We start from the raw sequence: 26,655 nt of genomic DNA, 5'->3' as shown, positions 1-26,655 counted from the left end.
ACGTTCTCGCGTGGGCTACGGGTGCAGCGCGTCGAACTCCGCCTCGCCGACGGTCTCCTCGTCGGCGTCGAGGCGCAGGTGGGCGAGGATCGACTGGAGGGCCCGCAGCGAGGTCAGCGCGCGGTCGCCCCAGTCGGACAGGTAGCTGAACTGCCACCACCACAGCGCCTCGAGCTTGCGACCGGTCGCGTAGTGCTTGAGCCCGTGGCTGAGAGCCACGGCCACGTCGACGAGGTCGTTGGTGATCGAACCGTCGGCCCGCTCGGACGAGGTGATCGGGTCGATGACGTAGACGTAGTCGTCGATCCCGGCGAAGACGTTGGCCAGGCCCGTGCGGAGCGGGTCGGCGTCGTCGTCGGCGGCGTCGGGCTCGAACCGCTCCTCCGGGACGACGTCCTCGACCGCGCCCAGCCGTGCGCCGGCCACGAGCACCTGCGAGAGCGCGAGGGTCAGCAGCGGCAGCGCCGTGTCGGGCGAGCTGCCCGAGGCGACCTCGGTGACCGACGTGAGGAACGCGCTCGCCTCCGCTGCGGTCAGGTCGGCCAGGCCCGACAGGTCGTCGACCTCACTCGTGCGGCCCTCGGTCACCGGCTTGTCAGTCATGGGTCCCAGCATGCCGTATGCCGTGTGGCCCGGTCGCGCGGGGAAGGCGGCCACGCGACGCGGCCGGACGGCATACGCCCCCACCCCGTCCCACTCGACGGGAGGTCGGCGGAGAGGGTCGGCGCGGTCGGGTCAGGCGTCGACGCGGCGGCGGCCCTCGAAGGCCCGCCCGAGGGTGACCTCGTCGGCGTACTCGAGGTCGCCACCGACGGGCAGGCCCGAGGCGAGGCGCGTCACGGTGAGACCGACGTCGCGCAGCAGCCGGCTGAGGTAGGTCGCCGTGGCCTCGCCCTCGAGGTTGGGGTCGGTCGCGATGATGACCTCCTGCACCTCGCCGGACGCGAGGCGGGTCATCAGCTCGCGGACGCGCAGGTCGTCGGGGCCGATGCCGTCGATGGGGCTGATCGCGCCGCCGAGCACGTGGTACTTGCCGCGGAACTCACGCGTGCGCTCGATCGCGACGACGTCCTTGGGCTCCTCGACGACGCAGATGGCCGTCTGGTCCCGGCGCGGGTCGGCGCAGATGCGGCACTTCTCGGCCTCGGAGACGTTGCCGCACTCCTCGCAGAAGCGGACCCTTGCCTTCACCTCGGTCAGCGCCGTGACAAGGCGTGTCACGTCGTCGGACTCGGTCTGCAGCAGGTGGAAGGCGATGCGCTGGGCGCTCTTGGGGCCGATCCCGGGCAGTCGCCCGAGCTCGTCGATCAGGTCCTGGACCGCGCCTTCGTACACACCGCAACCCTAAGCCTGCCAAAGCCGTCCTGCGGACAGCCGCACCGGTCTAGCGTGACCGAAAGGCAGCGAGGCCGTGGCGTCGGAGCGAGGTGGCAGTGGTGCAGCAGGACCGTGGGGCGAGTGGGACGCGCCTGGCCGGTTCGGCCGTATCGCGTCGGAGCCAGCAGATCCAGGCGGCTGCCCCCTTCCGCATGCTCTTCGGGTTCCTGCGCCGCCGTGCGGCCGAGGAGTCCGGCCGTCCCGGCGACGACGCGCTCGAGGTCCTCGACTTCACCTTCGGCGACCCGCACGAGCTGGCGATGCCGGCCTACGTCGAGGCGATCCGGGACGCCGCCGTGCCGCGAGACGACCAGTGGTTCGCCTACAAGCAGAGCGAGGAGACGGCGCAGGACGCCGCCGCAGCGTCGCTCGAGCGCGTCGTGCCGCTCGGCTGGACCGGTGACAACCTGCGGATGACGACGGGAGGCTTCGGCGCGATCACCGTCGCGATGAAGGCCGTGGCCGATCCGGGCGACGAGGTCGTCTACACGCTGCCGCCGTGGTTCCTCTACGAGATCCTCGCCATCGAGGCCGGACTCGTGCCGGTCAAGGTGCCCGCTCTCCAGCCGGCCTTCGACCTCGACCTCGACGCCATCGCGGCCGCCATCACGCCGCGCACCCGCATCGTCGTGGTCAACACCCCGAACAACCCGTCGGGCCGGATCTACCCGCCGGCCCAGCTCTCGGCCCTCGCGGCGATCCTCGAGGAGGCGTCGGCTCGCCACGGGCATCGGATCTGGATCGTCTCCGACGAGCCGTACAACCGGATCGTCTTCGACGGCAAGCCCTTTCACAGCCCCTCGCAGTTCTACCGGCACACGTTGCTCTGCTACAGCTACGGCAAGACGCTGCTCGCCCCGGGCCAGCGAGTCGGCTACCTCGCGGTCCCGCCGGGGCTGCCCGAGGCCCCTGAGCTGATGGATGCCATCGACAGCCTGCAGATCGCCGGCGGCTGGCTCTTCCCGAACGCGGTCATGCAGTACGCCGTCCCGGACCTCGAGCGCCTCTCCATCGACATCGGGGGCCTCGAGGCCAAGCGAGACCGGCTCGTCGGCGCGCTCCGGGAGATGGGCTACGAGGTGGCCTCACCCGAGGGCACCTTCTACCTGTGGCCGCGCTCACCGGTCCCGGACGACGAGGCCTTCGTCGCCGCGCTCGAGCGGCGCGGCGTGCTCGTCATGCCGGGGACCCTGTTCGAGACGCCGGGCTGGTTCCGGATCTGCCTCACCGCGACAGCCGAGACGATCGAGGCGGCGATCCCGCACTTCCGCGCCGCCATCGACGAGGCCCGGCGTGACGGTCAGCCGCCCGTCTGACCCGAACCGGCTCCTGCGTCGGCGAGCGTTGCCGACCACCGTTCCTCGATGCGCCCGAACCGCCACACCGCGACGGCGACGAGCCAGGTCACGACGAACAGCCCGACGACCCAGAAACCGACGCTGCCGAGGTCGATGCCACCGACCCACGCGAGCGGTCCTGTCGTGACCCCGAGCCTGTCGGTGAGCACGGACACGAGCTCGATGCCACCGATGCCGAGGGCGACCGCCACCGAGAGCGCCGTCACCGTGGCGTTGTAGTAGACCTTGCGCACCGGCCTGCTGAAGGCCCAGCCGTACGCGACGTTCATGAACGCCCCGTCGGCGGTGTCGAGCAGCGACATGCCTGCGGCGAAGAGCACAGGCAGGGTGAGGACGGCGTACCACGGCAGGTTGGCGGCGGCAGCGCCACCGGCGACGACGAGCAGGCCCACCTCGGTCACGGTGTCGAAACCGAAGCCGAAGAGGACGCCGACGGGATACATGTGCCACGGCTTGGACACGGTGCGCGTCACGCGGCCGAGGATCCGGGTCAGGAAGCCGCGCCGCGCGAGCTGACGCTCGAGCTCGGCCTCGTCGAGGTGACCGTCGCGCATCCGACGGGCCACGCGCAGGATGCCGACGAGCGCGGCGAGGTTGAGCAGCCCGATGAGCACGAGGAAGACGCCGGACACCGACGTCCCCCAGAGGCTCGTCACGTGCTGCAGCGTCGAGCTCCCGTCCTGGAGCGCGCCCGCGAGCGCACGAATGCCGAGGGCGAGCAGCATGACCATGACGAAGACGACCGACGAGTGGCCGAGGCTGAACCAGAAGCCGACGCTGAGCGGTCGCTGCCCCTCGCCCATCAGCTTGCGGGTCGTGTTGTCGATGGCGGCGATGTGGTCGGCGTCGAACGCGTGCCGCATGCCGAGGGTGTAGGCGGTGACGCCGAGGCCGACGCCGAAGAGCTGGCCCGCGACGCGGTACTCCTGGGGCGCGACGACCCCGACGAGCAGTCCCCAGCCGACGACATGGAGCAGCAGCACGAAGCCGCCCATGCCGAGCAGGCTGCGCTGGTCGTCGCGGGAGAGGCGCCGGAGCAGCGGCGGGCTCGAGCGCGGCCGCGAGGACGTCAGGGTCACGGGACCCACGCTAGATGCGACTGGGTCGCATCTGCAACGCAGATCGGACGGCCTGGCCTGAGGCCGCTCAGACGGAGGGCTCGCCGCCCGGCACCTCGTTGTAGGAGTCGACCCGCTCCTGGCCGCTCAGCTCGGCGATCGCCTCCATGACCCGGTCGGTCAGCTGGCGACGGGCCTTGCCGGCCGGCATACCGGCATACTCCTCGAACCCGATCGGCTTGCCGAAGCGCACGGTCACCTTCGCGAGCCGCGGGAACCGCGCCCCGACCGGCTGGATGTCCTCGGTGCCGATGAGCCCGACGGGCACGATCGGCACCTGGGCGGTCAGCGCGAGCCACGCCACTCCGGTGCGCCCGCGGTAGAGCCGGCCGTCGCGCGAGCGCGTGCCCTCCGGGTAGATCCCGAACGCGTCGCCCGCGCGGAGCACCTCGAGTGCGGTGTCGAGGCTCTCCTGCGCCGCGGTGGCCGAGTGCCGGTTGACCGGCACCATCCCGACGGCGCTGAAGAAGCCCTTGCGCAGGAACCCGCCGACACCCGTGCCGGTCCAGTACTCCTCCTTGGCGAGGAAGCGCACCTGCCGCGGCGACGCGAGCGGGATGGCGAAGGAGTCGATGAACGAGCGGTGGTTGCTCGCGACGATGACGCCACCCTCGCGCGGAATGTTCTCCTTGCCCTCGATGGTGGGCCGGTACAGCGCATGGGACAGCGGGTACAGGAGGTTGCGCCCGAGGCTGTAGAACATGGGGCACAGCCTAGGGCCGGGCGCCGGGCGACCGGTGTGGGCGTCCGGCGCAGCCGCTCGGTGACCACCCTTTGGTATGCCGCGTGCGCGGCTCGCGCGCGCCGGGTCGGCAACGCGTCGGGTTGTGTCGGGTTGTGTCGGGGTGCCGGTCGAGGCCGAAGGCGTCAGGCGCGGGCGCGGACCGCCCACGCGGTGGCCATGATGAAGAAGGGCGGCTCGGGGAGCAGCTCCCGGCAGTGCTCACGCAGCCGCACCCGCGCCACCTCGTCGAGGCTGCGCACGTAGGCGCCCGCCGGCCCGACGCCGAACGTGTAGGGCTCCCACCAGTCCTCGAAGGTCGGATGCCGCACGGTCACGGTCAGGGCCGTGTCCTCGACCTGGTGGAGGCCGGCCTCGTCGCACAGCCGCGCCAGGTCTCCCTCGCGCGCCCCGGGCATCGCGGACTCGTCCTCGGCCCCGGGGTCGAGGTCCCGCGCTGCGCTCCAGAACGCCGTGAGCGGGGCGCCGCCCCCGGCCAGGTCCCACACGCACGCCGACACGGTGCCACCGGGCCGCGTGACCCGGGCCATCTCGCGCAGCCCGAGCACCGGATCCGACAGGAAGTTGATCACGAGCTGCGCGAGCACATGGTCGAACAGGTCGTCGGGGTAGGGCAGCTGCTCGGCAGAGGCGGTCTGGACGTCGAGGGTCGGGAAGGACTGCCGCAGCGAGGCGAGGAGCTGCTGGGACGGGTCGACCGCAGAGACGCCGTCGACACCCAGTCGCTTGATGAGGACACGGGTCAAGGCGCCGGTGCCGCAGCCGACGTCGAGCGCCCGGCCGGCTCCGGCGACCCCGGACCAGTCGGCGAATCGTTCGGCGAGCGGCCCCGAGTAGCGCCCCATGAAGCGGTTGTACGCGTCTGCCGCAACCTCGAAGGTCACGGTCCGACGCTACCCCCGGACGCCCCGGCCCCACGGGGGATTGGTGATTGCCGACCCCCTTTGTGGCAGTGGGGTTTCCGCGGCCACCCGAGTCAGCGCACCATCTCGTGGAGGGGGCCCGTCGTCACGCTCGTCACACCGGCCAACGGTCCCGGACCGGCGAGAGGATCAGTTCTCGAGCTCCTGGACGACGCGGCCACCGAGGACCTTCTCGATGACGGAGCGGCCGACATCACCCGACTGCTCGATGTCCTCGTCGTCGTCACTCACGGCCGAGTCGTCGGTCACGGGCTGGCGCGGCTGGTCGTCGTCGGTCGGTCGCGACCCGCCGGCGCGCGACCGCGCCTGCGCGAAGGACTGCCGCACGGCGCTGGCCCCGCGCACGGCGGAGTCGGTCGGCGCCTCGGCTGCTGAGGGTGCGGTGGGTGCCGGCACGGCCGGAGCCCCGGCCTGCGCAGCCGGTGACGGGCCCGTCGCCCAGTCGGGAGCGGGACCCGTTGCCGAGCCCCAGCCGGCGTTGTCCTGCATCGACCTGCCGGGGACCGGGCTCAGGCCGGCATCGGCGAGTGCGGTGGCACCCCGTGAGCCGGGGGCCGGGGACGAGGCGCCGCCGGCCGCTCCCCCACCCGCGCCGCCGGTCCCGGTCGAGGCACTGCTCCCGGAGCCGGCGGACTCATGCCCCGCGCCGGCATCACCCCACGACGAGCGACCGGCGCCCGGGTCGCCCCCCTGGCCGCCCTGGCCACCCTGACTGCTGTCGGCCGGACCCGCCTGCTCGCCCTTGCTCGGCGGGTCGGGCAGTCCTACCGGAGCGGCCCCCGGAGGCGGGGCGACCGGGGCCTGCTGGGACACGGTGTCGACGTGGATGCCGTCGACGATGGCATCGACCCCGAGCTCGTCGATGAGCGCCTGACGCACGATGTCGGCGTGGTTGCCGGCCCGGAAGGTCTGGGTCAGGCCGGCCGTGGCGATGCCGAGTGTCAGCTTGCGACCGTCGAAGGCCGTGACCTGGGCGTTCTGGGACACGAAGGTCCACGTGATGCGGCGCATCGTGAAGATGCGACCGAGCACGTTGGGCCACGCGCGACGGATCGCGTCGGTGTCCATGCCACCGGGCGGACCACCGGGCGCAGAGTCACCGGACGGCTGCGCGGACGGAGCCGTCTCGGACGCGGCGCCGGACGCGCCTGCGCCGGAAGGGGCCGCCCCGGACGCGTCGGACGGGGGCTGCTCGGAGGCGCCGGCCAGGTGCTGGCCACCTCCGTGCGCGTCGACGGTGGACGGGCCCCCGACGGACTCGGCCGGCGTCGCAACCGGCGGTGAACCGGTCGCTGCGCGCGCGGCGTCGACGCGGCCGGCATCGCCGGGACCCGTGCTCGTCGTGCCCGATGCGCCCGGCGCACCCGGTGCACCCGGTGCACCCGATGAGGCCGGCGGTCCGGACGACCCGACGGCGCTCTCGATGCCTGTGCTGCGACCGCCACCACCCATGCCTCCGGCCGCGTGCGAGGCACCCGAACCGCCACCGCTCGACGGGGGCGTGTAGTCCGAGACGGTGCGCGGCGGGGCCGACGCCGCGGGCGCAGCGGGTGGGGCGGACGCAGGGGCTGTCGGGGCGGGGGCGTCACCGCGCGCAGCGGTCGGGACTCCCCCGACCTCGAGGCGGCGCTCGAGACGGTCGAGGCGGGCGGCATACCCCTGCTCGCCGGAGGCCGCCGGCAGCAGGATGCGCGCACAGATCAGCTCGAGCTGCAGGCGCGGGGCGGTGGCGCCGGTCATCTCGGTGAGGCCGGTGTTGACGATGTCGGCCGCGCGCGAGAGCGCACCCGGGCCGAACGCCGCCTGCTGCACCCGCATGCGCTCGAGCTGGTCCTCGGGCACTCCGCGCAGCACCTGCCCAGCGCCCTCGGGGATCGCCGCCACGATGATGAGGTCGCGCAGGCGCTCGAGGAGGTCCTCGACGAACCGGCGCGGGTCGTGGCCCGACTCGATGACCTTGTCGACCTGGCGGAACGTGGCGGCGCCGTCACCCGCCGCGAGCGCGTCGACGGTGCTGTCGAGCAGCTCGCCGTCGGTGAAGCCCAGCAGCGACACGGCGCCGTCGTAGGTCAGGCCCTCGGGACCCGAGCCGGCGATGAGCTGGTCGAGCACCGAGAGCGAGTCGCGCACCGAGCCGCCGCCCGCCCGTGTGACGAAGCTGAGCACCCCGGGCTGGGTCGCGACGTGCTCGGACTCGAGCAGCCGCTCCATGTAGCTCGTCAGCTTGACGGGAGGCACGAGGCGGAACGGGTAGTGGTGGGTGCGCGAGCGGATGGTGCCGATGACCTTCTCGGGCTCGGTCGTCGCGAAGACGAACTTCACGTGCTCGGGCGGCTCCTCGACGATCTTGAGCAGCGCGTTGAAGCCCTGCGGCGTCACCATGTGCGCCTCGTCGATGATGTAGATCTTGAAGCGGCTCTGCGCCGGACCGTAGCTGGCCCGCTCGCGCAGGTCACGGGCGTCGTCGACGCCACCGTGGCTCGCCGCGTCGATCTCGATGACGTCCACCGACCCCGAACCGCCACGGGCGAGCGCCACGCACGAGTCACACGTGCCGCACGGGATCGGCGTCGGCCCCTGCTCGCAGTTGAGACAGCGCGCGAGGATGCGCGCGCTCGTCGTCTTGCCGCAGCCGCGAGGGCCGCTGAAGAGGTAGGCGTGGTTGACCCGGCCCGTGCGCAGCGCCTGCATGAGCGGCTCCGTCACGTGCTCCTGGCCGATGACGTCGGCGAAGCTCTCGGGCCGGTAGCGGCGGTACAGGGCGGTGGCCATGCCCGAAACCCTAACCGCCACGACCGACGCCGGGAACGTCGACCGAACGTCGACCGGAAGGTCGACCGAACGCCGACCGAAGGCGCGGGCCCGTGGGCGAGGGGATGAACAGCTCCTTACGGCTCGAGGTTCCGAGGGGCGGCTGTCGGCGGGTGTGCCTAGGGTCGATGCACCGGCCCGTCGAGCGACCCGAGCAGCGGCCGGACGGAGGAGGACACCATGCCCGATTCGACAGGACAGGCCCAGTGGGACGCCGACACGCTCGTCGCGCGCTACGACGAGGTGCGAGCCCATACCGAGGCGCTCGCGGCCCCGCTCTCACCCGAGGACCAGACCGTCCAGTCCATGCCCGACGTGTCGCCGACGAAGTGGCACCGCGCGCACGTGACGTGGTTCTTCGAGACCTTCGTCCTCGCCGACCACGAGCCGTCGTTCAAGCCCTTCCAGGACCAGTACTGGTTCCTCTTCAACAGCTACTACGAGGGCGTCGGACCCCGCTACGCCCGTGCCGAGCGTGGCTTCATCACCCGCCCGGGCGCCCATGACGTGGGGCTCTACCGCGCCGACGTCGACGCCCGCATGCGTGACCTCGTGAGCACCCTCGACGGTGGCTCGCTCGAGAAGCTCACGTCGACGATCGAGCTCGGCTTCCACCACGAGCAGCAGCACCAGGAGCTGCTGCTCATGGACATCAAGCACGTCCTGTCGGTCAACCCCCTCCAGCCGACGTATGCCGGCAGCCCCCTCACGCCGTCCGCCCCCGACCCGTTGGGCTGGGTCGACGTCGAGGGCGGGCTCGTCGAGGTCGGCCACCGCGGCGGCGGGTTCGGCTTCGACAACGAGCTGCCGCTGCACCAGCAGTTCCTCGAGCCCTATCGCCTCGCCGACCGCCTCGTCACCAACGGCGAGTGGCTCGAGTTCATGGCCGACCGCGGCTACGAGCGTCACGAGCTGTGGCTCTCCGACGGCTGGGGCCGGGTGCGCGCGGAGGGCTGGCGCGCCCCGTTCTACTGGCGCGAGGTCGACGGTGCGTGGTTCGAACACACCCTGAGCGGCACCCGCCCGGTCGACCCCGGGCTGCCGGTGAGCCACGTCAGCCACTACGAGGCCGACGCCTACGCCACGTGGGCCGGCAAGCGCCTGCCCACCGAGGGCGAGTGGGAGCACGCGGTCGTCGCCGACGGCCAGGCCGAGGCGGCTGCGGCCGGCGGCAACCTCGCCGACACCGAGACCTTCCACCCGCGCGCGGCCGGGCCGCCGACGGGGCACCTGCGCCAGGTCTACGGCGACTGCTGGGAGTGGACGAGCTCGGCCTACCTCGCCTACCCCGGCTACCACCCGCCGGCCGGCGCCATCGGCGAGTACAACGGCAAGTTCATGTCGGGCCAGATGGTCCTGCGCGGCGGCTGCGCGCTCACTCCGCCGGGCCACGCGCGGCTCAGCTACCGCAACTTCTTCCCGCCGGGCTCGCGATGGGCGCTGTCCGGGGTCCGCCTGGCCGATGGAGGTGTCCGCTCGTGACCGCTCGTGAACCCGTCGTCACCGTCGCCCTCGACCCTGACTGGGCCTCAGGCGCCCTCGTCGAGGACGTACGCCGTGGGCTCGGCTCGCAGCCGCGCACCCTGCCGCCGAAGTGGCTCTACGACGACGTCGGCTCCGTCCTCTTCGACGAGATCACCCGGCTGCCGGAGTACTACCCGACCGAGTGCGAGCGCGCGATCCTGCGCGATCACGCCGCCGACATCGTCGCGGCCTGCGACGCGACGACCGTCGTCGAGCTCGGGAGCGGCACGAGCGACAAGACGCGCACCCTGCTCGACGCCTTCGCGGCCTCGGGCACCCTCGAGCGCTTCGTGCCGGTCGACGTCTCCGAACAGACCTTGCGCGACGCGGCCGCCATGCTCTCGGAGCGCTACCCGTCGGTGCGGGTCGAGGCCCTCGTCGGCGACTTCACCCTGCACCTCGGCCACCTGCCCCGGGGTGGGCGGCGGCTCGTCGCGTTCCTCGGCGGGACCATCGGCAACTTCTACGTCGAGGAGCGGGCGGCCTTCCTCGGGGCGCTGCACGACAGCCTCGAGCCCGGTGACTGGTTCCTGCTCGGCACCGACCTCGTCAAGAGCACCGACCGGCTGATCGCGGCCTACGACGACAGTCGCGGCGTCACGGCGGCCTTCGTCACGAACTGCCTGCAGGTGCTCAACCGCGAGCTCGGCGCCGACTTCGACATCGACGCGTTCTCCTACGTCCCCTTCTGGGACCCGCGCCAGGAGCGCATGGACCTCCGGTTGAGGGCCGACATGCCGCAACGGGTGACCGTCCCGGGCGCCGACCTGGTGTTCGAGCTGGCCCACGGTGAGGAGATCCGGGTCGAGATCTCGACGAAGTTCCGGCCGGAGCGCCTGCGCGACGAGCTCGCCGCGGCCGGCTTCGCCGTCCGACGCTCGTGGACCGACGACGACGGCGACTTCGCCCTGACGCTCGCCCGGCGTGAGCGATGAACCGCGACCCGGATGGGAGACGACGGAGGCCGTGGGTGAGACTGGGGCGACTTGAGTACGACACGACGTAGGAGACCTCCACATGACGCCTCGCACCCTGTACCGCCGGATCGCCCTCGCGGAGGTGGTGACGTGGGCGCTATTGCTGCTCGGCATGGTCCTCAAGTACGTCACGCGCACCACCGAGCTCGGCGTCCAGGTCTTCGGACTCGTCCACGGTGTCGTCTTCATCGCCTTCTGCCTCGTCACGGTCCTGCTCTGGGTCAACCAGCGGTGGACGGTCCGCGAGGGCCTGCTCGGCCTGGTCAGCGCCGTGCCGCCGTTCCTCACGGTCTGGTGGGAGCGTCGACTCGAGCGGCGCGGTCGCCTCGATGGCGGCTGGCGCCTCGGCCGTGACGGCGAGACGCCCACCAACCCGGCCGAGCGCGTCGTCGCTGCGCTGCTCGCTCGCCCGATGATGGCGGTCGCCGTCGGCATCGTCGCGGTGCTGGCCCTGACGGGTGTGGCCCTTGTCGCCGGGCCGCCCGTCAGCGCCCAGGGCTGACCCTCCCCGCGATCCGTCGCCCGACCCAGGTCGAGCGCTCACGTCCCCTCGGTCAGCGCGCTCGGAGCCACGCGGCATACGGTGGCCTCGTCAGGTTCGGCGAAGGGATGGGTTCAGATGGGTGCGGTCGCAGTGCTGGCCGGCGAGGTCCGGGCGGAGGGTGTCGGCAAGACGATCGACGAGACGACGCTGCTGCTGCCGACCGACGTCAGCGCGGACCCCGGCGAGTGCATCGTCCTGCGCGGTCCCAACGGCTCGGGCAAGACGACCCTGCTGCGCATCATCGGCGGCCTGCTCGTGCCCAGCACCGGGACCGTGAGCATCGGCGGCCGTGAGGCGGACGAGCGTGACCGAGCCGTGCGCGCGGCCGTCGCAGCCCTGCTCGGCGCCCCGACGACCTACCGCGACCTCACGCTGGTCGACCACCTCGTGCTCATCGACTCGACGTGGGGCGGTGACCCCACCACCTCCGACGACCGCAGCCTGGCCCTGCTGGACCGCCTCGGCATCGCACACCTCGACGACCGGTTCCCCCACGAGCTGTCGTCCGGGCAGGAGCAGCTCTTCCGTCTGGCGCTGACCTTCTCGCGCCCGTCGAGCGTCGTGCTCCTCGACGAGCCGGAGCAGCGGCTCGACACGGCCAAGCGTCAGGTCGTCGCGGCCATGATCCGCGAGCGCACCGAGTCCGGCGGCACCGTGGTGATGGCCTGCCACGACCCGGAGCTGACCGCCAGTCTCGCGACCCGCGTCGTCGACGTCGTCCCGGCGCGCTGAGTCCGGACCACCCGATGAGCAAGCGCAAGCCGGCCTCCGGCGAACCCGCACCCGAGACGCAGCCGGAGGACACGGCATACGACCCCGTGGTCGCCGAGACGACGCCGCGCGAGGTCGACTACGACGACCACGACCTGCTCGGCCAGGCCGACTGGGTCATCGGCGGCGACGCCGCACGCAAGGCTCGCCAGCAGGGGTTGTATGCCGGCTACGTCCTCTTCCTCGGCGCGCTCGTCTACGGCCTGCCGATCGTCCAAGCGGTGTTCCGCACCTCCGACGCGGGCTCGCTCGGGGAGCAGCTGCGCTCGCCCGTCGCGGTCGCGCTCCTCGTCGCGTCGGTGGCGGCGGTGCTCGGCGCGGTCGTCTTCGCCGGCCGCTTCCGCGGACCCGTCGTGCCGCCCATGCCGTGGATCGACCTCGTGCTCCCGGCGCCGCTCGACCGCGCGCTCGCGCTGCGCCGATGGTGGCGCTACGCCGCGGTCGGCGGTCTCTTCGTCGGCGCGCTGAGCGGCCTGACCATCGGCGGGGGTCTCGCCTTCGCCCACCTGGCGGGCCTCGTGACGATCATCGTGACGACCGTCGTCGGGACCGCGCTCGGCGTGCTTGCCAGCCGCCTCTGGCTGTGGTCGCAGGTGCGGTCCTGGCCCGGTCCCGACCGCGGCCTCACCCTGCTGTGGCGCGTGCCCGACGCGCTGCGCGAGCTGCACGCGGAGTCCCTGCGGGCGCACTCGGCGAACACCTCGACGATGGCGGGTTCGGCCCTCACCGGCAACCTGCGCACGGCGCGGCTCGCGCTGACCCGCCCCGTGCGTCACGGCCGGTCGGCCCGCCTCCGTCCCGGACGGCCGTTCGGAGTGCTCGTGCGCCGCGACGTCCTCGGCCTGCGACGAACACCCGGCGCGTTCCTCTCCGGCCTCGGGCTCACCGTCCTCGGCGGCGCGATCGTCACGTGGGCCTTCACTCAGCCGGCGGCGCCGAGCATCGCCGCGACGATCGGCCTGCTGCCGCTCTACCTCGGCTTCGGCGCGTGGGCCGAGGGGCTGCGCCTGCAGGCCGACAACGTCGGCACCCCGTCCCTGCTCGGCACCACCGAGGTCACCGAGGCGGTCGCGCACGTGACCGTGCCGACGACCCTGACCGTCGTCGTCCTCGGCGGCTGGGTCGGCGTCGCGGCCGCCCTCGGCTCGCTCCCGGCCAGCGCACTGCTGTCGTTGTGGCTCGTCCTCGTGCTCGTCGTCGCCGGCAACGTGCTGGCGGCGTTCCGCGGCTCCCCCCCCTTCGTGCTGCGGCCCCAGATGGTCGCGATCTGGTATGCCGTGCCCGCCCTGACCGTCATCGTGCTGGGTTCGCTCATCGCGGTGCTGACCAAGGCCGGCAGCTACACGTGGCTCTCCGTCGTGAGCTGGCTCGTCTACGCCGTTCTCGCCTGGTCGGTCTCCAAGGTCCGCCGGCTCACCTACCTGCACCGGGCCTGAGCGACAACCCGGTCGCCGCCGGCACAGGGCGGTCGTTAGGTTCGGGGCCATGAGCGAGCTGCGCACCCGAGACGTCGTCGACGCCGACCTCCCCGCCGTCCTGGCGATCCGCAACCGGTCGTTCGGGCCGCTCGGCGTCGGGGGTGACGTGTGGTGGCAACGGGTCTCCGCCGAGACCCTCGGCGGCCGGATGATCGCCGTCGTCGACGAGTCCGACACGGTCCTCGGCGCCGGTCGCATCCGGCCCTACGAGCAGGCGTGGGGCGGACGGCACCTGCGGATGGGCGGTGTCGCCGGCGTCTACGTCGAGCCGAGCGCCCGCGGCCGAGGCGTCGCGACCACCCTGACCCGCGCCCTCATCACCCGGATGGGCGAGCTCGGCGACGTCGTGTCGTGCCTCTTCCCGACCACGGCGACGCTCTATCGCCGCTCCGGTTACGAGGTCGGCGGCGTCCAGACGCGGACGACGTATGCCGCCCACCTCCTGCGCGGCCTCGGCACCCCACGCGCGGGCGCGGGCAGGTCGAGCGGTCTGCGTCCGGCGAAGCCCGACGACGCGCAGCTCATGCACGAGCTGGCTCGGCGCAAGCACGCCCGGCACTGTGCGAGCGGCCCCATGCCTCGCTCGGTGACCGCCCTGGAGGGAATGCTAGAGCGGGAGGAGCTCATCGCCTACGTCGTCGACGGCGGTTACGTCGTCTACGACCTGTCCGAACAGGCCGTCACGGTCGAGGAGCTCGTCGCCACGACACCCCAAGCCGCCGCGACGCTGTGGGGCGTCGTCGGATCGGGCTCGTCGGCGGCCCCGACGGTGCACACCTACCTGGACCCGCGTGACCCGGTGGCGCTCGTGCTCTGTGGGCTGCCGGCCGTCGAGGTGCAGCAGATCCCGTGGATGGGGCGGGTCGTCGACCTCGCGGCCGCATTCGGCGAGCGCGGTTTCTCATCGCACAGCTCGGTCGAGGTGGACCTCGTCGTCGACGACGCCCAGGTGCCCGCGAACTCCGGGCGGTGGACCCTTTCGGTGTCCGGCGGGCGAGGCACTGCCCACCGCACCGACGACCTCCCGGTTCGAGGTGCTGCCGGCACCCGTGGCAGCTCCGCGACCACCTCGGACGAGCCTGTAGATGCCGCTGCGGTGCACGTCGACGCGCGGGGCCTGTCGGCGCTGTGGTGCGGCTGGTCGGTGTCGCGCCTGCGCCAGGCCGGGCTCGCCTCAGGCGGCACGCCCGACGACGACGCAGCGCTCGACGCGGCCTTCGTCTGCCAGCCCTTCATCACCGAGTACTTCTGACCCACCACCTCGACTGAGCGCCCCGTCCCAGTCGAGTGAGCCCCCGTCCCAGTCGACTTCGCGCCTCGTCCCGTACGCCCCACCGTGTGGGACTGAACGCTCACTCGAGGGTCGGGGGCAGGTGGTTCGGGAGGTCAGTCGGTGGTGGCGCGGGTGGTGCGTGCGGGCTCGCGGACAGCGGGGAGCGCCACGAGGGCGACGATCGCCATGGCGCCAACGACGAGGAGCGAGTGCAGCACGCCGACGTGGTCACCGAGGAAGCCGAGCAGCGGAGGCCCGGCCAAGAACGCGGTGTAGCCGATCGTCGAGACGACGCTCATCCGGGCCGCGGCCCGCTTCGGGTCATCGGCAGCCGCGCTCATGCCGACGGGGAAGCCGAGACTAGCCCCGACACCCCAGACCGCCGCACCGACGAACGCGAGGACCGGTCCGCCGAAGACGACGAGCAGGCAGCCGACGACGGCCGAGACGAAGAGGACGCGGAGCACGGGGACGCGCCCGCGCCGGTCCAGGACGCGCGTCCCGAGCAGACGACCGGCGGTCATGGCCGTGAGGAAGACCGCGAAGCCCACGACGCCGACCCAGCGCTCGAGGCCGTAGCCGTCCGAGAGCGCGACGGCCACCCAGTCGTTGGCCGTGCCCTCGGTGAAGGCGGCCGCGAGGACGACGACGCCGATGAGCAGGGTGCGCGGCTCGCGCCAGGCCGCACCGATGCCCGCTTCGGACCGGACCTCGACGCCGGACTCGTCCATCTCCACCGACCGCGGCAGGAAGGCACGCAGGAACCACGGCGTCACGAGGAGCAGCAGCACGACGACGCCGATGAGGTGGGCGGCGACCGGGACGTGCAGGAAGGACAGGCCGGCGCCGATGAGTGCGCTGACGACCGTGCCACCGCTGAAGGCTGCATGGAAGTGGGGCATGATCGCCCGGCCGAGGAAGCGCTCGACCTCGGCGCCCTCGAGGTTCATCGCCACGTCGAAGACGCCGGTGCCGATGCCGACCAGCACGAGACCGCCCATGACGACCGCTCGGTTGCCGGCGACGTCGACGCCGATGCCCACCCCGACGAGCCCGACACTCTGGATGATCGCGGCGCCCATGAGGGTGCGCGCCGCACCGAGGCGGTGGACGATCCAGCCGGAGAGCGGCAGACCGACGACGGAGCCCAGGGAGGCTGCCAGCAGGGTCAGCCCGAGAGCCCCGGCCGAGAGGCCCAGTGCGTGCTTGATGTCCGGCACCCTCGAGGCGAACGCCGCGAAGGCCGCCCCGTTGATGGCGAAGGCCGCGAAGACGGCGGTGCGGGCCGCACGGACGGTGGTGGCCGGCGGAGCGCTGACGACGGACATGACACAAGCCTCTCAGGGACGACCGCCGCGAGGGCAGGGCCCGGCGACACACGGTCCGTGCGGCGGCCCCACCCGAGCGCGACCGGATGATCGATCGATGATGGTTCGGGAAGCGCTTCGAATCGATTCGAGTCGAAACGTTTCGATAGCATGCCTCCCATGGTTGCCCGAGGTCAAGCCCGTCCGACCCTCCGAGACGTCGCCGAGCGCGCGGGAGTCTCGGTGTCGACGGCCTCCCTCGTCTTCAGCGGCAAGGGTCCTGTCGCCGAGGCCACGGGCGAGCGCGTCAGGGCGGCTGCGGCCGAGCTCGGCTTCACCGGGCCGAACCCGCTCGCCTCCTCGCTGCGCCAGGGCCGCTCCGGGGCGATCGGCGTCCTCGTCGAGGGTCGCCTGCGCATGGCCTTCCGGGACCCGTTCGCCATCGCCGTGCTCGACGGCCTGGCCGAGGTGCTCGAGGCCGTTCCCACCGGCATGCTCCTCATCGGGCAGCCCAGTGGCTCAGGTGATTCCGTCGTGCCGCAGCTGGCTCCCCTCGCTCTCGACGCCGTCGTGTTCTCGCTCTGCGGGCCCGGCGAGAACCCTGCCGTCGAGCATCTCGCTGCGCGCGGCATACCGATGTTCAGCACCGGCGTGCCGAGCGACCGGCGCATCACCCAGGTGCGGGTCGACGAGCGGGCGGCCGGGGCCGTCATCGCCGAGCACGTCCGCTCGCTCGGCCACCGACGCGTGGCGCACGTCGCCATGCCGATGCTCCCCACGAGCGTGGCGGGTCCCGTGCCGGACAGCGAGGTGGATCCCCGGGAGGCGCACGCGCCCAGCGTCGGCCGGCTGCTCGGGTTCCGCGACGTGTTCGGGCCGGACGCGCCCGCTGTCCAGACGGGCGACGGGTCGTCGTTCGAGGGCGGCACCATCGCGGGCCGCGCCCTGCTCGACGTGCCGGACCGGGGGCGGCCCACCGCCGTCGTGGCCCAGTCGGACGTCATCGCGGCGGGCGTCATCCTCGCCGCGGAGGAGCTCGGTCTGCGCGTGCCGGAGGACCTCAGCGTCACCGGCTTCGACGGCGTCGACCTGCCGTGGCTCCCGCACCGCCTGACGACGATGGACCAGCACGGCCGCGAGAAGGGCCGCATCCTCGGCACGCTCGTCCGCAAGCGGCTCGACGGCACCCGACCCCGAAGCGTCACCCAGCCGGTTGAGCTGCGTGTCGGTACGACCACCGCTCCCCCGCGCTGACGCGCTCACCCCTGCAGGACAACCGGGGACAACCGGGAAAAGGGACACCCCGCGTACCTGGAAGAGCTCTCCTACCCTTGCTGCATTCCTGCCCTGGGGGAGTTCGGAGAGGTACCACCACGCGGGGTGCCGACGGCAAGTGTATGCCGGAGCCGACGTCAGCCGGAAATCGCCCCGTCCGTCGCTGCCGGAGCCGCCACGGCCACCGGCTCGACCTCGCGCACCCCGTTGACGTAGGGCGGCAGACGCCGCTCGACGACGAGCGCGATCACGGCGAGCACCGCGCACCCGCCGATGAGGAACCCGACGTAGACCAGGCCCAGGCCGCGGCCGATGAGCAGGCTCGAGACGACCGGTCCGACGACGAAGGCCACCGAGAACATGAGCGAGCTGAGCGCGTTGTAGCGGCCGCGCAGGTGGTCGGGCGCGAGGTCGTTGACCATCGCGGCACTCGTCGGCTGGAGCATCGTCTCGCCGAGACCGAAGACGCCGGCGCACGCGGCCAGCAGGATGGTCGCAGTGACGGTGCCGGGCACGAGCGAGGTGGCCCCGAGCAGGGACCAGTCCACCATCCAGGTGAGGGCCATGACGACGGTGACGCGCGTACGGCGCCGGCCCTCGATGCGCTGCAGGACGAAGAGCTGCAGCACGACGATGACGACGGTGTTGGCCGCGAAGGCGTAGCCCAGCCCCTCGGTCGAGACCTGCCCCTCCGCCCGCGCGTAGGCCGGCATCCCCGCGTTGAGCTGGGGGTAGCTGACGAGCGCCGCGACCGCGACGAGGAGCAGCAGCGCCCGCAGCCGGGGGTCACGCAGCAGGGCGAGGTAGGAGACCGTGGCGGACTCGGCGTCGGCGGGACGCTGCACCCGGTCGCGGGCACGGCGCAGTGCGACGAGCAGGATGAACAGGCCCGGAAGGTAGCTGAGCGCGTCGAGCAGGTAGATCGTCACGAACGTGCCCGGCCGCGAGACGTCGACGAAGCGGCCACCGACGATGCCGCCGATGCCGATGCCGAGGTTGAGCAGCGTGAAGTTGATCCCGAAGTAGCGCTGCCGCTGCTCGGTGGGGATGAGGTTGCCGATGAGCGCGCTCGACGCCGGCCACACGATGCCGAAGCCGTAGCCCATGAGCACGAGGGCCGCTGCCGCCTGGCCGGTCGACGTCGCCAGCGCCAGCAGGACGTCGGCGACGAGCAGCGCGACGAGGCTGCTCGCATAGACGCGGCGGGGCCCGATCCGGTCGATGAGGGCACCGGCCGGCGTGACGAGGACGATGCCGACGCCGGCCTGCAGGGCCAGCAGCAGCCCGACCGTCTCGAGCGAGATGCCGCGCACCTCGTGGAGGTAGACGACCATGAACGGCAGGACGAGGCCGGTGCCGATCGACTGGAAGACGACGGTCGAGATGAGCAGCTTGCCCTCGCGCGGCAGGTCGTGCCAGAACGAGGACAGCCGTGGTCGGGCGGGGGCAGGGCTGGTCGAGCTCACCGGTGCAGTCTGCCGCCCTCCACCGACAGCCGTCGTCCGCTTTTCCTCGCGGCGAGCGGCCCCGCGCCCGCTCCCCGCTCCCGAGTCCCGAGGTTCCGCCAACGGCAGCGGCCCCCACCGCGCTGTGCGCGATGGGGGCCGCTGTCATGTGGCGGAGGATGGGGGATTTGAACCCCCGAGGGTTTTATCCCAACACGATTTCCAATCGTGCGCACTAGGCCACTATGCGAATCCTCCGTCGCGCAGGCTACCGGAGGCGGACCCCACACAAGAAATCGGCGTGCACGCCGCCCCGGGCCGGAGCACACTCACCCGCATGGCGTCTCCCGACCTGGTCCCGCTCGACACCGACGTCCACTGGATCCACGGCTCCCCGTCGCCGAGACGTCTCGCTGACCCGCCGTTGCAGGTGCACCACCTGGCGCCCGGCACCGTCCTCATCCGGCAGAGCAAGGACCTGACCTACGAGGCGCCGTTCATCCTGCTGCTCCTCGGCGAGGACCGCGCCCTCCTGCTCGACACCGGTGCCGTCGACGGCTCGGAGCTGCGGCGCACCGTCGACCGTCTCCTCGAGGGCCGCACGACCGCCCGAACGGACGACACGGCATACGAGCTCGTCGTCGCCCACACGCACGGCCACGGCGACCACCTCGCCGGTGACGCCGCCTTCGCCGGCCGTCCGAACACCGCGGTCGTCGGTCGCGACCACGCCGAGGTCGTCGCCCACTTCGGCATCACCGACTGGCCCGCCGAGGTCGTGACGCTCGACCTCGGTGGCCGCGTCCTCGAGGTCTTCGGCATCCCGGGCCACCACCGCGCCTCGATCGCCCTGCACGACCCGATGACCGGGCTGCTGCACACCGGCGACACCGTCTATCCCGGCCGCATCTACGTCGAGGACGCCGCCGCCCTCCTCGACACCCTCGACCGGCTCGTCACGTTCGCCGAGCAGCGCGGCGTCCGGCACGTCCTCGGCTGCCACGTCGAGATGACCCGGCGACCCGGACACGACTACCCGCTCGGAGCGCGCTACCAGCCCGACGAGCCGTCGCCGTTCATGACCGTCGAGCAGCTGCGCGCCGCCCGGGACGCCTTCCGCACCGTGGCGCACCGGCCCGGCATCCACCGCTTCGACGACATCGTCTTCTGCGTCGGCGAGGGGCCTCGCGTGCTCGTGCCGCTCCAGCTCCGCGCGCTCGTCGAGCAGGTGCGGTGGCGGCTCGGCCTGCACCGACGCAACCCGACGACCTGAGACCGGATTGCCGCACGGCGACGATGCCTGAAACCATCACGTCCATGTCGCTCGCCGCACTGCACCGCCGCAACCTGCTCAAGGAGATCGACCTGACGCCCGACGAGTTCCGGGCGCTGCTCGACCTCGCCGCCGAGCTCAAGGCCGCCAAGCGGGAGGGACGCGAGGAGCGACGCCTGGCGGGCAAGAACATCGCCCTGCTCTTCGCGAAGACCTCGACCCGAACCCGCTGCGCCTTCGAGGTGGCCGCGGCCGACCAGGGGGCGAGCACGACCTACCTCGACCCGATCGGTTCGCAGATGGGCCACAAGGAGTCGGCCAAGGACACCGCGCGCGTGCTCGGCCGCTTCTACGACGGCATCGAGTACCGCGGCGCCGGGCACGACGTCATCGAGACGCTGGGCGCGTTCGCGGGCGTGCCCGTCTGGAACGGCCTCACGGACGACTGGCACCCGACGCAGTCCCTCTGCGACGCCCTCACGATGCGCGAGCACGCGGGCAAGCCCGACGAGCAGATCGCCTACGCCTACGTCGGCGACGCCCGCTTCAACATGGGCAACTCGCTGCTCGTCACGGGCGCCATCCTCGGCATGGACGTGCGCATCGTGGCCCCGCGGTCGCTGTGGCCCGCCGACGACGTCGTCGCCGTCGCGCGGAAGTATGCCGCCGAGACCGGTGCACGCGTCACGCTCACCGAGGACGTGGCCGAGGGCGTGCGCGGCGTCGACTTCGTGCACACCGACGTGTGGGTGTCGATGGGTGAGCCCAAGGAGGTGTGGGCGGAGCGCATCGAGCTGCTCGGCCCCTACCAGGTCAACGCCGATCTCCTTGCGCTGACAGGGAATCCGCGCGTCAAGTTCATGCACTGCCTCCCAGCCTTCCACGACCTCGAGACGCAGGTCGGCAAGGACGTGCACGAGCAGTTCGGCCTCAAGGAGCTCGAGGTCACCGACGACGTCTTCGAGTCCGACGCCTCGGTCGTCTTCGACCAGGCCGAGAACCGCATGCACACGATCAAGGCCCTCATGGTCGCCACGCTGGTCCGTCTCGACACCTGACGTTCACCGTTTCGTGGTGGCGCCGTTGGGCCCCGATGCGGGAGAACGACATCCATGCATCTCTCTCGCACCCCAGCCCTCGCGGCCGTCGCTGCCGCACTCGTCATCCTCCCGACCGCAGCCGGCGCGTCCGCCACGTCCGCCACGTCCGCCGCGTCGGCCACGTCGGCCACGGACGCCTCCGGCCAGTCGAAGGAGGGCCACTACCGCTTCGCCGTCATCGGCGACGCGCCCTACGGCGACGCCCAGGTCGCGGCCTTCCCGGCGTGGGTCGACCAGATCAACGCGACCCCCGACCTGTCGTTCACCATCCACGTCGGCGACATCAAGAACGGCTCGTCGCAGTGCACCAACGAGTACTTCTCGATGATCCGCACCCAGTTCGACCGCTTCACGATGCCGCTGGTCTACACCCCGGGCGACAACGAGTGGACTGACTGCCACCGCACCAACAACGGCACCTTCAACCCGCTCGAGCGCCTCGCCGCCATCCGGTCGACGTTCTTCACCCGCCCGGGCCACACGCTCGGCGCCGACATGACCGTCTCCTCCCAGGCGGCCGCAGGCTTCCCCGAGAACGTGTCCTTCCGCCGTCAGGGCGTCGACATCGCGACCCTCCACGTCGTCGGGAGCAACAACGGCCTGCTCCCCTGGCCCGAGCTGGGTCACAGCACCCCGACCCCGGAGCAGGCCGCGGAGGAGAAGGCGCGCATGGACAGTGCTGTGGCACAGGTCCGTTCGGCCTTCACCGACGCACGCCAGCGCCACGACCGGGCGGTTGCCCTCTTCCTCCAGGCGGACATGTTCGACCCGACGTATGCCGTGTCTTGGGCCGACGACTCGGCCTTCCAGCCGCTGGTGCGCGAGCTCGTCGCGCAGTCGGGCTCGTTCGACGGCGAGGTCTACCTCTTCAACGGTGACAGCCACGTCTACAACTCCGACAAGCCGCTGGCGGCGGGGTCGAGGTGGCTCGACTTCTACGACGTGCAGGGATCGGCCGACCACCTCACGCGCGTCACGGTCGACGGCTCGAGCAACAACAAGGACTTCCTCGAGGTGACCGTCAACCGGCCGGGCGCCGAGCACGTGCTGTCGTGGGAGCGCGTCCCCTACGCCTCCTGACCGAGCCACACGAGGAGGTATGCCGTCCGGCGCGGTCCGTGCCGGACGGCATACCTCGTCCCTGGTGGCCGCTCAGCCGCGGCGCGGGAGGTAGCGGTGCTCGGGTCGCCCGGTGGCCCCGTAGGTGAGGTCGAGGTCCAGCAGCTGCTTGTCGACGAGACCGGCGAGGTAGCGCTGCGCGGTCGGCCGGCTGGCCCCGAGGATCTCGGCGACCTCCGCGGCCCCGATCGGCGCGGGCGCGGCGACGACGATCTGCAGCACTCTGGCCATCGTGGGCTGCAGGGTCCGGGTCGCCGCGGCCCGGCGCGGCGGCGCGCCGCGGAGGCTGTAGAGGGCGTCGACGACGTGCTGGTCGGCCTCCGGCGCACGGTCGATCCGCTCGGCCCAGGCCCGGTAGCCCTCCAGCTGCTCGCGCAGAGCGGCGAAGGTGAACGGCTTGACGAGGTAGTAGAACGCACCGAGCTGCATCGCGGTGCGCACCGACTCGATGTCCCGCGCCGCCGTGACGAGCAGGAAGTCCGGCACCCGCTCGCCCGACGCCGCGACCTGTCGCACGAGGTCGAGGCCGCTGAAGTCGGGCAGGTACATGTCGAGCAGCAGCAGGTCGGGCACCGCCGACGTGACGAGCTCGCGCGCCTCGGCGCCGGTGTGGGCCTCACCGACGACCTCGAACCCGGGCACCCGGGCGACGCTCAGCGCGTGCGCGTGCGCGACGTGGTAGTCGTCGTCGACGACGAGGACGCGGATCATGACACTCCTTCGTGGACCCGGACCGGCAGGCGGACCTCGAACCTCGCGCCACCCGGCGAGCTCGCCGCGATCGTGCCGCCGGCGCGCGTCACGAGCCGGTGGACGAGGGCCAGGCCCACCCCTCGCCGCATGGCTCCTCGGGGCTCCTTGGTCGAGTAGCCGTCGAGGAAGACGTCCGTGAGCCGCTCGTCGGGGATGCCGGGTCCGGTGTCGGTGACCGTCAGCTCGAGGGCGTCCTCGGCGCGCTCGACCCGCACGACCACGTCGCCGCGGGGGTGCCGCCCTGCCGTGGCGGGGTCGTCGGCGACCGCGTCGACGGCGTTGTCGATGAGGTTTCCGAGCACCGTGACGACCGGCAGGTCGTCGTCGCCGCCGGCCGCGAGCCGGCTGCCGGGGTCGAGGCGCACGACGACGTCGCGCTCGGCCGCCACCGTCATCTTGGCGAGCAGCAGCGCGGCGATGACCGGTGAGCCGATGCGTGCCCGGATCTCCTCGCTGGCCATGGCGGTCTCGGCCTGCAGCTCACGGCTGTAGCGGGTCGCCTCCTCGACCTCGCCGAGCTCGAGCAGGACCGACAGCACGTGCAGCCGGTTGCTGAACTCGTGCTCCTGGGCCCGCAGCGCGGTGGACAGGCTCTCCATCGAGTCGAGCTGGCGCACCAGCGCCTCGAGCTCGGTGCGGTCGCGGATCGTGACGACCCAGCCTGCGTTGCGGCCCCCGACGAGCACGGGCATCCGGTTGAGCACGAGGAGGTGCTCGTCCGTGACGGCGACGAGGTCGGTGCCCTCGAGGTCGCCGGTGATGATGCGGCGCAGGCGGCCCGCCGGGACGACGTCCTCGACGCGCGCCCCCAGACCCGTCGACGCGATCCCGAGCAGCCGCCGCGCCTCGTCGTTGAGCACGTTGATGGCGCCCTTGGCGTCCACCGCCAGCACCCCTTCGCGGATGCCGTGCAGCATCGCCTCGCGCTCCTGCATGAGCGCGACGATCTCGGCCGGCTCCACCCCGAAGGTGACCCGCTTGATGGCGCGGGCCAGCAGCAGCGAGGCGGCGACCCCGAGGGCCAGGGCGATGGCCGCGTAGAGCGCGATGTCGAGGACCTGGGCGTTGAGCCGCACCCCGACCTCGGACTCGAGGATGCCGACCGACACCTCACCGACGCTGCGCCCGGAGGCGTCGAGGATCGGGGCCCGGGCGTTCGCCGAGCGCCCGAGGCTGCCCTCGTCGATGCCCGTGTGCACCTGGCCGTCGAGGGCCACGACGGGCTCCTCGATGCGCTGCCCGATGAGCGCCGGGTTGGGATGGGAGTAGCGCAGGCCGGTGCGGTCGATGATGACGACGTACGAGGCACCCGTCGAGGCCCGGACCTGCGACCCGAGGGCCGGCAGGACGTGGGACGGGTCACCGTCCACGACCTCCTGGGCGACCTGCGGCACCCGACCGAGCGTCACCGCGATCCCGCGGGCCTGCTCGGTGGCGCGCACGTCCGCGGTCTGTGACGTCAGGCGAGCGAAGAGCGCGAAGCCGACGGCGAGCGTCACGACGACGATCCCCAGGACGGCCAGCAGGATCCGTGCGGCCAGCGTCCTGACCAGTGACGGCATACGGCTCCTCCGCTCGGCCCGTTCGGCGCCCTCGTCGGCGTCGAAACCAGCATGGCTGAGCAGATTGCACAAAACCATCTCTATCGCGGCTATCACGTCGAACGATCACAAGCATTCCGGCGCGGGCCGGCCCGCTCCTACGGTGACGCCACTCAACGAGGAGAAAGGGCGGGGCCACATGCCTGCCATCGAGCTACGCAACGTCACCAAGAAGTTCGCCACGGCGGACGGCGGCACCTACACCGCCATCGAGAACCTGTCGCTGACGGTCGAGGACGGCCAGTTCTGCGCCGTCGTCGGACCCACCGGGTGCGGCAAGTCCACGACGCTCACCCTGATCTCCGGGCTCGAGCGACCCTCTCGCGGAGAGGCTTTCGTCCACGGCGAGCAGGTCCGCGGCATCGACACGAGCACGGGCTTCGTCTTCCAGCAGGACGCCGTCTTCCCGTGGAGGTCCGTCCTCGACAACGTCGCGGCGGGACCCGTCTACCGCGGGGCGAGCCGGTCCGAGGCCGCGGCACTGGGCCGGGACTGGCTGCGCCGCGTCGGCCTCAGCGGCTTCGAGGACCGCTACCCGCACCAGCTCTCGGGCGGCATGCGCAAGCGCGTCGCGCTGGCGCAGTCGCTCATCAACCAGCCTCGCATCCTGCTCATGGACGAGCCGTTCAGCGCGCTCGACGTGCAGACCCGGGCCATCATGTCGACCGAGCTGCTCCACCTCTGGGACCAGACCAAGCCGGCCGTCGTCTTCGTCACGCACGACCTCGAGGAGGCCATCGCCCTCGCCGACAAGGTCGTCGTCCTCACCGCCGGCCCCGGCACGGTCAAGGCCGAGTTCGAGATCGACCTGCCGCGCCCGCGGGTCGTCCAGGAGATCCGCTTCGACCCCCGTTTCACCCGCCTCTACGAGCAGATCTGGGAGGCGCTGCGCGCCGAGGTCGCCGAGGCCTACGCCCGCACCACCCGCATGGCAGAGGTGGCGTCATGATCGACACCCCCACCCAGGACGACGTGGCCCTCACGGACCGGGCCACCGAGCTCCCACCCGCCGTCCCGGCGGCCGGCCTCTCCCAGCGCTCTCGCGCCCGGCGCCGGCGTGCCGTGCTCGCCGTCGCCCGGCTCGCCATCGTCGTCGTCCTGCTCGTCACGTGGCAGGTCTGCGTGCGCGCCAGGATCGTCGACCCCTTCTTCTGGGGCGAGCCGAAGGGCGTCTGGTCGACCCTCGTCGACTGGTTCACCGTCGGCACGAGCCAGGGCTCGCTCGGCGCCCAGGTCGTCGTCACGCTCGAGGAGGCCGTGCTCGGCTTCGTCATCGGCTCGATCCTCGGCGTCGTCTGCGGCATCGCCCTCGGACGGGTGCGGCTGCTGTCCGAGCTGTTCGCACCCTTCCTCAAGGCGGCGAACTCGATCCCCCGCATCATCCTGGGCTCGATCTTCACCGTCGCCTTCGGCTTCGGGATCCAGTCCAAGGTGATCCTCGCGGTCGTCCTCGTCTTCTTCGGGGTCTTCTTCAACGCCTTCCAGGGCGCCCGTGAGGTCGACCGCAACCTCATCGCCAACGCCCGCCTGCTCGGCGCCTCGCGGTGGCAGGTGACCCGCGACGTCGTGCTCCCCTCGGCGTTCACGTGGATCCTCGCGAGCCTGCACATCAGCTTCGGCTTCGCGCTCATCGGAGCGCTCGTCGGCGAGATCCTCGGCGCCAACGAGGGCCTCGGCCTGCTCATCCGCTCGTCGCAGAACAACTTCGACATGAACGGGGTGCTCGCCGGCATGGTCCTCGTGGCCGTCATCGCCCTGACGGCAGAGGCGCTCATCACCCTGCTCGAGCGGCGCCTGCTGCGCTGGCGGCCCCCGCAGTCCCACGGAGGTGCTGCCGTCGAGTAGCAGCAGCGCCGCGGCTCGCCGCCGCACGACAACAGCACCCC

23 protein-coding genes, 1 tRNA gene and 1 other RNA gene are annotated in these 26,655 nt (G+C 72.1%); 13 read left to right on the top strand and 12 right to left on the bottom strand.

The genetic code is table 11. The annotated features are described in order from the left end of the window. Positions 1 to 15: 15 nt before the first annotated feature. Together ABD831_RS12210 and recR are read right to left on the bottom strand one after the other, a co-directional pair. Positions 16 to 603, bottom strand: coding sequence for a DUF5063 domain-containing protein (locus ABD831_RS12210; protein WP_344946552.1), 588 nt, complete (start codon positions 601 to 603; stop codon positions 16 to 18). 132 nt (positions 604 to 735) lie between these two features. After that, positions 736 to 1,335: a recombination mediator RecR gene (gene recR / locus ABD831_RS12205; protein WP_142179217.1), complete on the bottom strand. Its 600-nt coding sequence runs from the start codon at positions 1,333 to 1,335 to the stop codon at positions 736 to 738. A 101-nt stretch (positions 1,336 to 1,436) separates the two neighbouring features. Between recR and ABD831_RS12200 the strand changes: the two genes are divergently transcribed. After that, positions 1,437 to 2,693, top strand: a complete 1,257-nt coding sequence (locus ABD831_RS12200; RefSeq protein WP_344946548.1) for an aminotransferase class I/II-fold pyridoxal phosphate-dependent enzyme — start codon at positions 1,437 to 1,439, stop codon at positions 2,691 to 2,693. On the opposite strand, the gene nicT is transcribed toward ABD831_RS12200, so the two are convergent. From nicT to ABD831_RS12180, 4 genes are all read right to left on the bottom strand, one after another. Continuing rightward, positions 2,678 to 3,814: a Nickel transporter NicT gene (gene nicT / locus ABD831_RS12195; protein ID WP_344946545.1), complete on the bottom strand. Its 1,137-nt coding sequence runs from the start codon at positions 3,812 to 3,814 to the stop codon at positions 2,678 to 2,680. The two genes, ABD831_RS12200 and nicT, sit on opposite strands and share 16 nt — an antisense overlap. Before the next feature lie 67 nt (positions 3,815 to 3,881). Beyond that, complete coding sequence (locus tag ABD831_RS12190) at positions 3,882 to 4,556, bottom strand: lysophospholipid acyltransferase family protein (protein WP_344946542.1); 675 nt, start codon at positions 4,554 to 4,556, stop codon at positions 3,882 to 3,884. 164 nt (positions 4,557 to 4,720) lie between these two features. Further along, a complete protein-coding gene (locus ABD831_RS12185; protein ID WP_344946539.1) occupies positions 4,721 to 5,479 on the bottom strand; it encodes a class I SAM-dependent methyltransferase in 759 nt (252 codons plus the stop codon). Between the two features lie 168 nt (positions 5,480 to 5,647). Continuing rightward, on the bottom strand, positions 5,648 to 8,290 hold the full coding sequence (locus tag ABD831_RS12180; RefSeq protein ID WP_344946536.1) for a DNA polymerase III subunit gamma and tau: 2,643 nt from the start codon (positions 8,288 to 8,290) through the stop codon (positions 5,648 to 5,650). A gap of 219 nt (positions 8,291 to 8,509) precedes the next feature. On the opposite strand from ABD831_RS12180, the gene egtB reads away from it, so the two are divergent. The 6 genes from egtB to ABD831_RS12150 all read left to right on the top strand — a co-directional run bounded on the left by egtB (position 8,510) and on the right by ABD831_RS12150 (position 14,875). Next, positions 8,510 to 9,811 (top strand): ergothioneine biosynthesis protein EgtB, encoded by a 1,302-nt coding sequence (gene egtB / locus ABD831_RS12175; RefSeq protein WP_344946533.1) that lies wholly within the window; start codon positions 8,510 to 8,512, stop codon positions 9,809 to 9,811. Further along, on the top strand, positions 9,808 to 10,788 hold the full coding sequence (egtD, locus tag ABD831_RS12170) for an L-histidine N(alpha)-methyltransferase (protein WP_344946530.1): 981 nt from the start codon (positions 9,808 to 9,810) through the stop codon (positions 10,786 to 10,788). Before egtB ends, egtD begins: the two co-directional genes overlap by 4 nt. A gap of 82 nt (positions 10,789 to 10,870) precedes the next feature. Beyond that, positions 10,871 to 11,332 carry a DUF3817 domain-containing protein gene (locus ABD831_RS12165; protein ID WP_344946527.1) on the top strand — a complete coding sequence of 154 codons (462 nt, stop codon included), beginning with the start codon at positions 10,871 to 10,873 and terminating at the stop codon, positions 11,330 to 11,332. A gap of 117 nt (positions 11,333 to 11,449) precedes the next feature. Next, positions 11,450 to 12,106: an ABC transporter ATP-binding protein gene (locus ABD831_RS12160; protein ID WP_344946524.1), complete on the top strand. Its 657-nt coding sequence runs from the start codon at positions 11,450 to 11,452 to the stop codon at positions 12,104 to 12,106. A 14-nt stretch (positions 12,107 to 12,120) separates the two neighbouring features. Next, the gene (locus tag ABD831_RS12155; protein WP_344946521.1) at positions 12,121 to 13,581 is read left to right on the top strand and encodes a hypothetical protein; all 1,461 of its coding nucleotides are present in this window, start codon (positions 12,121 to 12,123) and stop codon (positions 13,579 to 13,581) included. A 49-nt stretch (positions 13,582 to 13,630) separates the two neighbouring features. Then, complete coding sequence (locus ABD831_RS12150) at positions 13,631 to 14,875, top strand: GNAT family N-acetyltransferase (protein WP_344946518.1); 1,245 nt, start codon at positions 13,631 to 13,633, stop codon at positions 14,873 to 14,875. Positions 14,876 to 15,009: 134 nt separating this feature from the next. On the opposite strand, the gene ABD831_RS12145 is transcribed toward ABD831_RS12150, so the two are convergent. After that, on the bottom strand, positions 15,010 to 16,224 hold the full coding sequence (locus tag ABD831_RS12145) for an MFS transporter (RefSeq protein WP_344946515.1): 1,215 nt from the start codon (positions 16,222 to 16,224) through the stop codon (positions 15,010 to 15,012). A gap of 159 nt (positions 16,225 to 16,383) precedes the next feature. Between ABD831_RS12145 and ABD831_RS12140 the strand changes: the two genes are divergently transcribed. After that, the gene (locus tag ABD831_RS12140) at positions 16,384 to 17,457 is read left to right on the top strand and encodes a LacI family DNA-binding transcriptional regulator (protein WP_344946512.1); all 1,074 of its coding nucleotides are present in this window, start codon (positions 16,384 to 16,386) and stop codon (positions 17,455 to 17,457) included. Between the two features lie 37 nt (positions 17,458 to 17,494). Here ABD831_RS12140 and ffs read toward each other — a convergent pair. The 3 genes from ffs to ABD831_RS12125 all read right to left on the bottom strand — a co-directional run bounded on the left by ffs (position 17,495) and on the right by ABD831_RS12125 (position 19,181). Further along, positions 17,495 to 17,591, bottom strand: an RNA gene (gene ffs, locus ABD831_RS12135) — signal recognition particle sRNA small type. A 24-nt stretch (positions 17,592 to 17,615) separates the two neighbouring features. Continuing rightward, a complete protein-coding gene (locus tag ABD831_RS12130; protein ID WP_344946509.1) occupies positions 17,616 to 18,944 on the bottom strand; it encodes an MFS transporter in 1,329 nt (442 codons plus the stop codon). A gap of 149 nt (positions 18,945 to 19,093) precedes the next feature. After that, a tRNA-Ser gene (locus ABD831_RS12125) sits at positions 19,094 to 19,181 on the bottom strand. Between the two features lie 79 nt (positions 19,182 to 19,260). On the opposite strand from ABD831_RS12125, the gene ABD831_RS12120 reads away from it, so the two are divergent. The 3 genes from ABD831_RS12120 to ABD831_RS12110 are packed head-to-tail and all read left to right on the top strand — an operon-like array spanning position 19,261 to position 22,376. After that, positions 19,261 to 20,196 carry an MBL fold metallo-hydrolase gene (locus tag ABD831_RS12120; protein WP_344946506.1) on the top strand — a complete coding sequence of 312 codons (936 nt, stop codon included), beginning with the start codon at positions 19,261 to 19,263 and terminating at the stop codon, positions 20,194 to 20,196. Positions 20,197 to 20,240: 44 nt separating this feature from the next. Continuing rightward, a complete protein-coding gene (gene argF / locus ABD831_RS12115) occupies positions 20,241 to 21,254 on the top strand; it encodes an ornithine carbamoyltransferase (protein ID WP_344946503.1) in 1,014 nt (337 codons plus the stop codon). A 54-nt stretch (positions 21,255 to 21,308) separates the two neighbouring features. Beyond that, a complete protein-coding gene (locus tag ABD831_RS12110; protein ID WP_344946500.1) occupies positions 21,309 to 22,376 on the top strand; it encodes a metallophosphoesterase in 1,068 nt (355 codons plus the stop codon). A gap of 72 nt (positions 22,377 to 22,448) precedes the next feature. Here ABD831_RS12110 and ABD831_RS12105 read toward each other — a convergent pair whose 3' ends face one another. Beyond that, positions 22,449 to 23,126 (bottom strand): response regulator, encoded by a 678-nt coding sequence (locus tag ABD831_RS12105; protein WP_344946497.1) that lies wholly within the window; start codon positions 23,124 to 23,126, stop codon positions 22,449 to 22,451. Then, the gene (locus ABD831_RS12100) at positions 23,123 to 24,808 is read right to left on the bottom strand and encodes an ATP-binding protein (RefSeq protein WP_344946493.1); all 1,686 of its coding nucleotides are present in this window, start codon (positions 24,806 to 24,808) and stop codon (positions 23,123 to 23,125) included. The genes ABD831_RS12105 and ABD831_RS12100 overlap by 4 nt, the downstream gene beginning before the upstream one ends. Positions 24,809 to 24,908: 100 nt before the next feature. Here ABD831_RS12100 and ABD831_RS12095 point away from each other — a divergent pair, with 100 nt between their 5' ends. After that, entirely contained in the window at positions 24,909 to 25,718 is an 810-nt protein-coding gene (locus tag ABD831_RS12095) for an ABC transporter ATP-binding protein (RefSeq protein WP_344946490.1), read from the top strand. Beyond that, positions 25,715 to 26,614 carry an ABC transporter permease gene (locus ABD831_RS12090; RefSeq protein ID WP_344946487.1) on the top strand — a complete coding sequence of 300 codons (900 nt, stop codon included), beginning with the start codon at positions 25,715 to 25,717 and terminating at the stop codon, positions 26,612 to 26,614. The genes ABD831_RS12095 and ABD831_RS12090 overlap by 4 nt, the downstream gene beginning before the upstream one ends. Positions 26,615 to 26,655: the final 41 nt, after the last annotated feature.

Origin of the sequence: Terrabacter ginsenosidimutans, assembly GCF_039539425.1 — a bacterium.
GTDB classification, from domain to species: domain Bacteria; phylum Actinomycetota; class Actinomycetes; order Actinomycetales; family Dermatophilaceae; genus Terrabacter; species Terrabacter ginsenosidimutans.
Note: the sequence above shows the minus strand (reverse complement) of the source record. Positions and strands in the feature narration are given on the sequence as shown.

Excerpts from the sequence above, each read along its gene's own strand:
- ABD831_RS12140 (WP_344946512.1), top strand. The coding sequence starts at position 16,384 with ATGGTTGCCCGAGGTCAAGCCCGTCCGACCCTCCGAGACGTCGCCGAG.
- ABD831_RS12110 (WP_344946500.1), top strand. The coding sequence starts at position 21,309 with ATGCATCTCTCTCGCACCCCAGCCCTCGCGGCCGTCGCTGCCGCACTC.
- egtB (WP_344946533.1), top strand. The coding sequence starts at position 8,510 with ATGCCCGATTCGACAGGACAGGCCCAGTGGGACGCCGACACGCTCGTC.
- ABD831_RS12150 (WP_344946518.1), top strand. The coding sequence starts at position 13,631 with ATGAGCGAGCTGCGCACCCGAGACGTCGTCGACGCCGACCTCCCCGCC.
- ABD831_RS12180 (WP_344946536.1), bottom strand. The coding sequence starts at position 8,290 with ATGGCCACCGCCCTGTACCGCCGCTACCGGCCCGAGAGCTTCGCCGAC.
- ABD831_RS12090 (WP_344946487.1), top strand. The coding sequence starts at position 25,715 with ATGATCGACACCCCCACCCAGGACGACGTGGCCCTCACGGACCGGGCC.
- ABD831_RS12105 (WP_344946497.1), bottom strand. The coding sequence starts at position 23,126 with ATGATCCGCGTCCTCGTCGTCGACGACGACTACCACGTCGCGCACGCG.
- argF (WP_344946503.1), top strand. The coding sequence starts at position 20,241 with ATGTCGCTCGCCGCACTGCACCGCCGCAACCTGCTCAAGGAGATCGAC.
- ABD831_RS12190 (WP_344946542.1), bottom strand. The coding sequence starts at position 4,556 with ATGTTCTACAGCCTCGGGCGCAACCTCCTGTACCCGCTGTCCCATGCG.
- ABD831_RS12160 (WP_344946524.1), top strand. The coding sequence starts at position 11,450 with ATGGGTGCGGTCGCAGTGCTGGCCGGCGAGGTCCGGGCGGAGGGTGTC.
- ABD831_RS12155 (WP_344946521.1), top strand. The coding sequence starts at position 12,121 with ATGAGCAAGCGCAAGCCGGCCTCCGGCGAACCCGCACCCGAGACGCAG.
- ABD831_RS12165 (WP_344946527.1), top strand. The coding sequence starts at position 10,871 with ATGACGCCTCGCACCCTGTACCGCCGGATCGCCCTCGCGGAGGTGGTG.
- ABD831_RS12145 (WP_344946515.1), bottom strand. The coding sequence starts at position 16,224 with ATGTCCGTCGTCAGCGCTCCGCCGGCCACCACCGTCCGTGCGGCCCGC.
- ABD831_RS12100 (WP_344946493.1), bottom strand. The coding sequence starts at position 24,808 with ATGGTTTTGTGCAATCTGCTCAGCCATGCTGGTTTCGACGCCGACGAG.
- ABD831_RS12095 (WP_344946490.1), top strand. The coding sequence starts at position 24,909 with ATGCCTGCCATCGAGCTACGCAACGTCACCAAGAAGTTCGCCACGGCG.
- ABD831_RS12120 (WP_344946506.1), top strand. The coding sequence starts at position 19,261 with ATGGCGTCTCCCGACCTGGTCCCGCTCGACACCGACGTCCACTGGATC.
- ABD831_RS12210 (WP_344946552.1), bottom strand. The coding sequence starts at position 603 with ATGACTGACAAGCCGGTGACCGAGGGCCGCACGAGTGAGGTCGACGAC.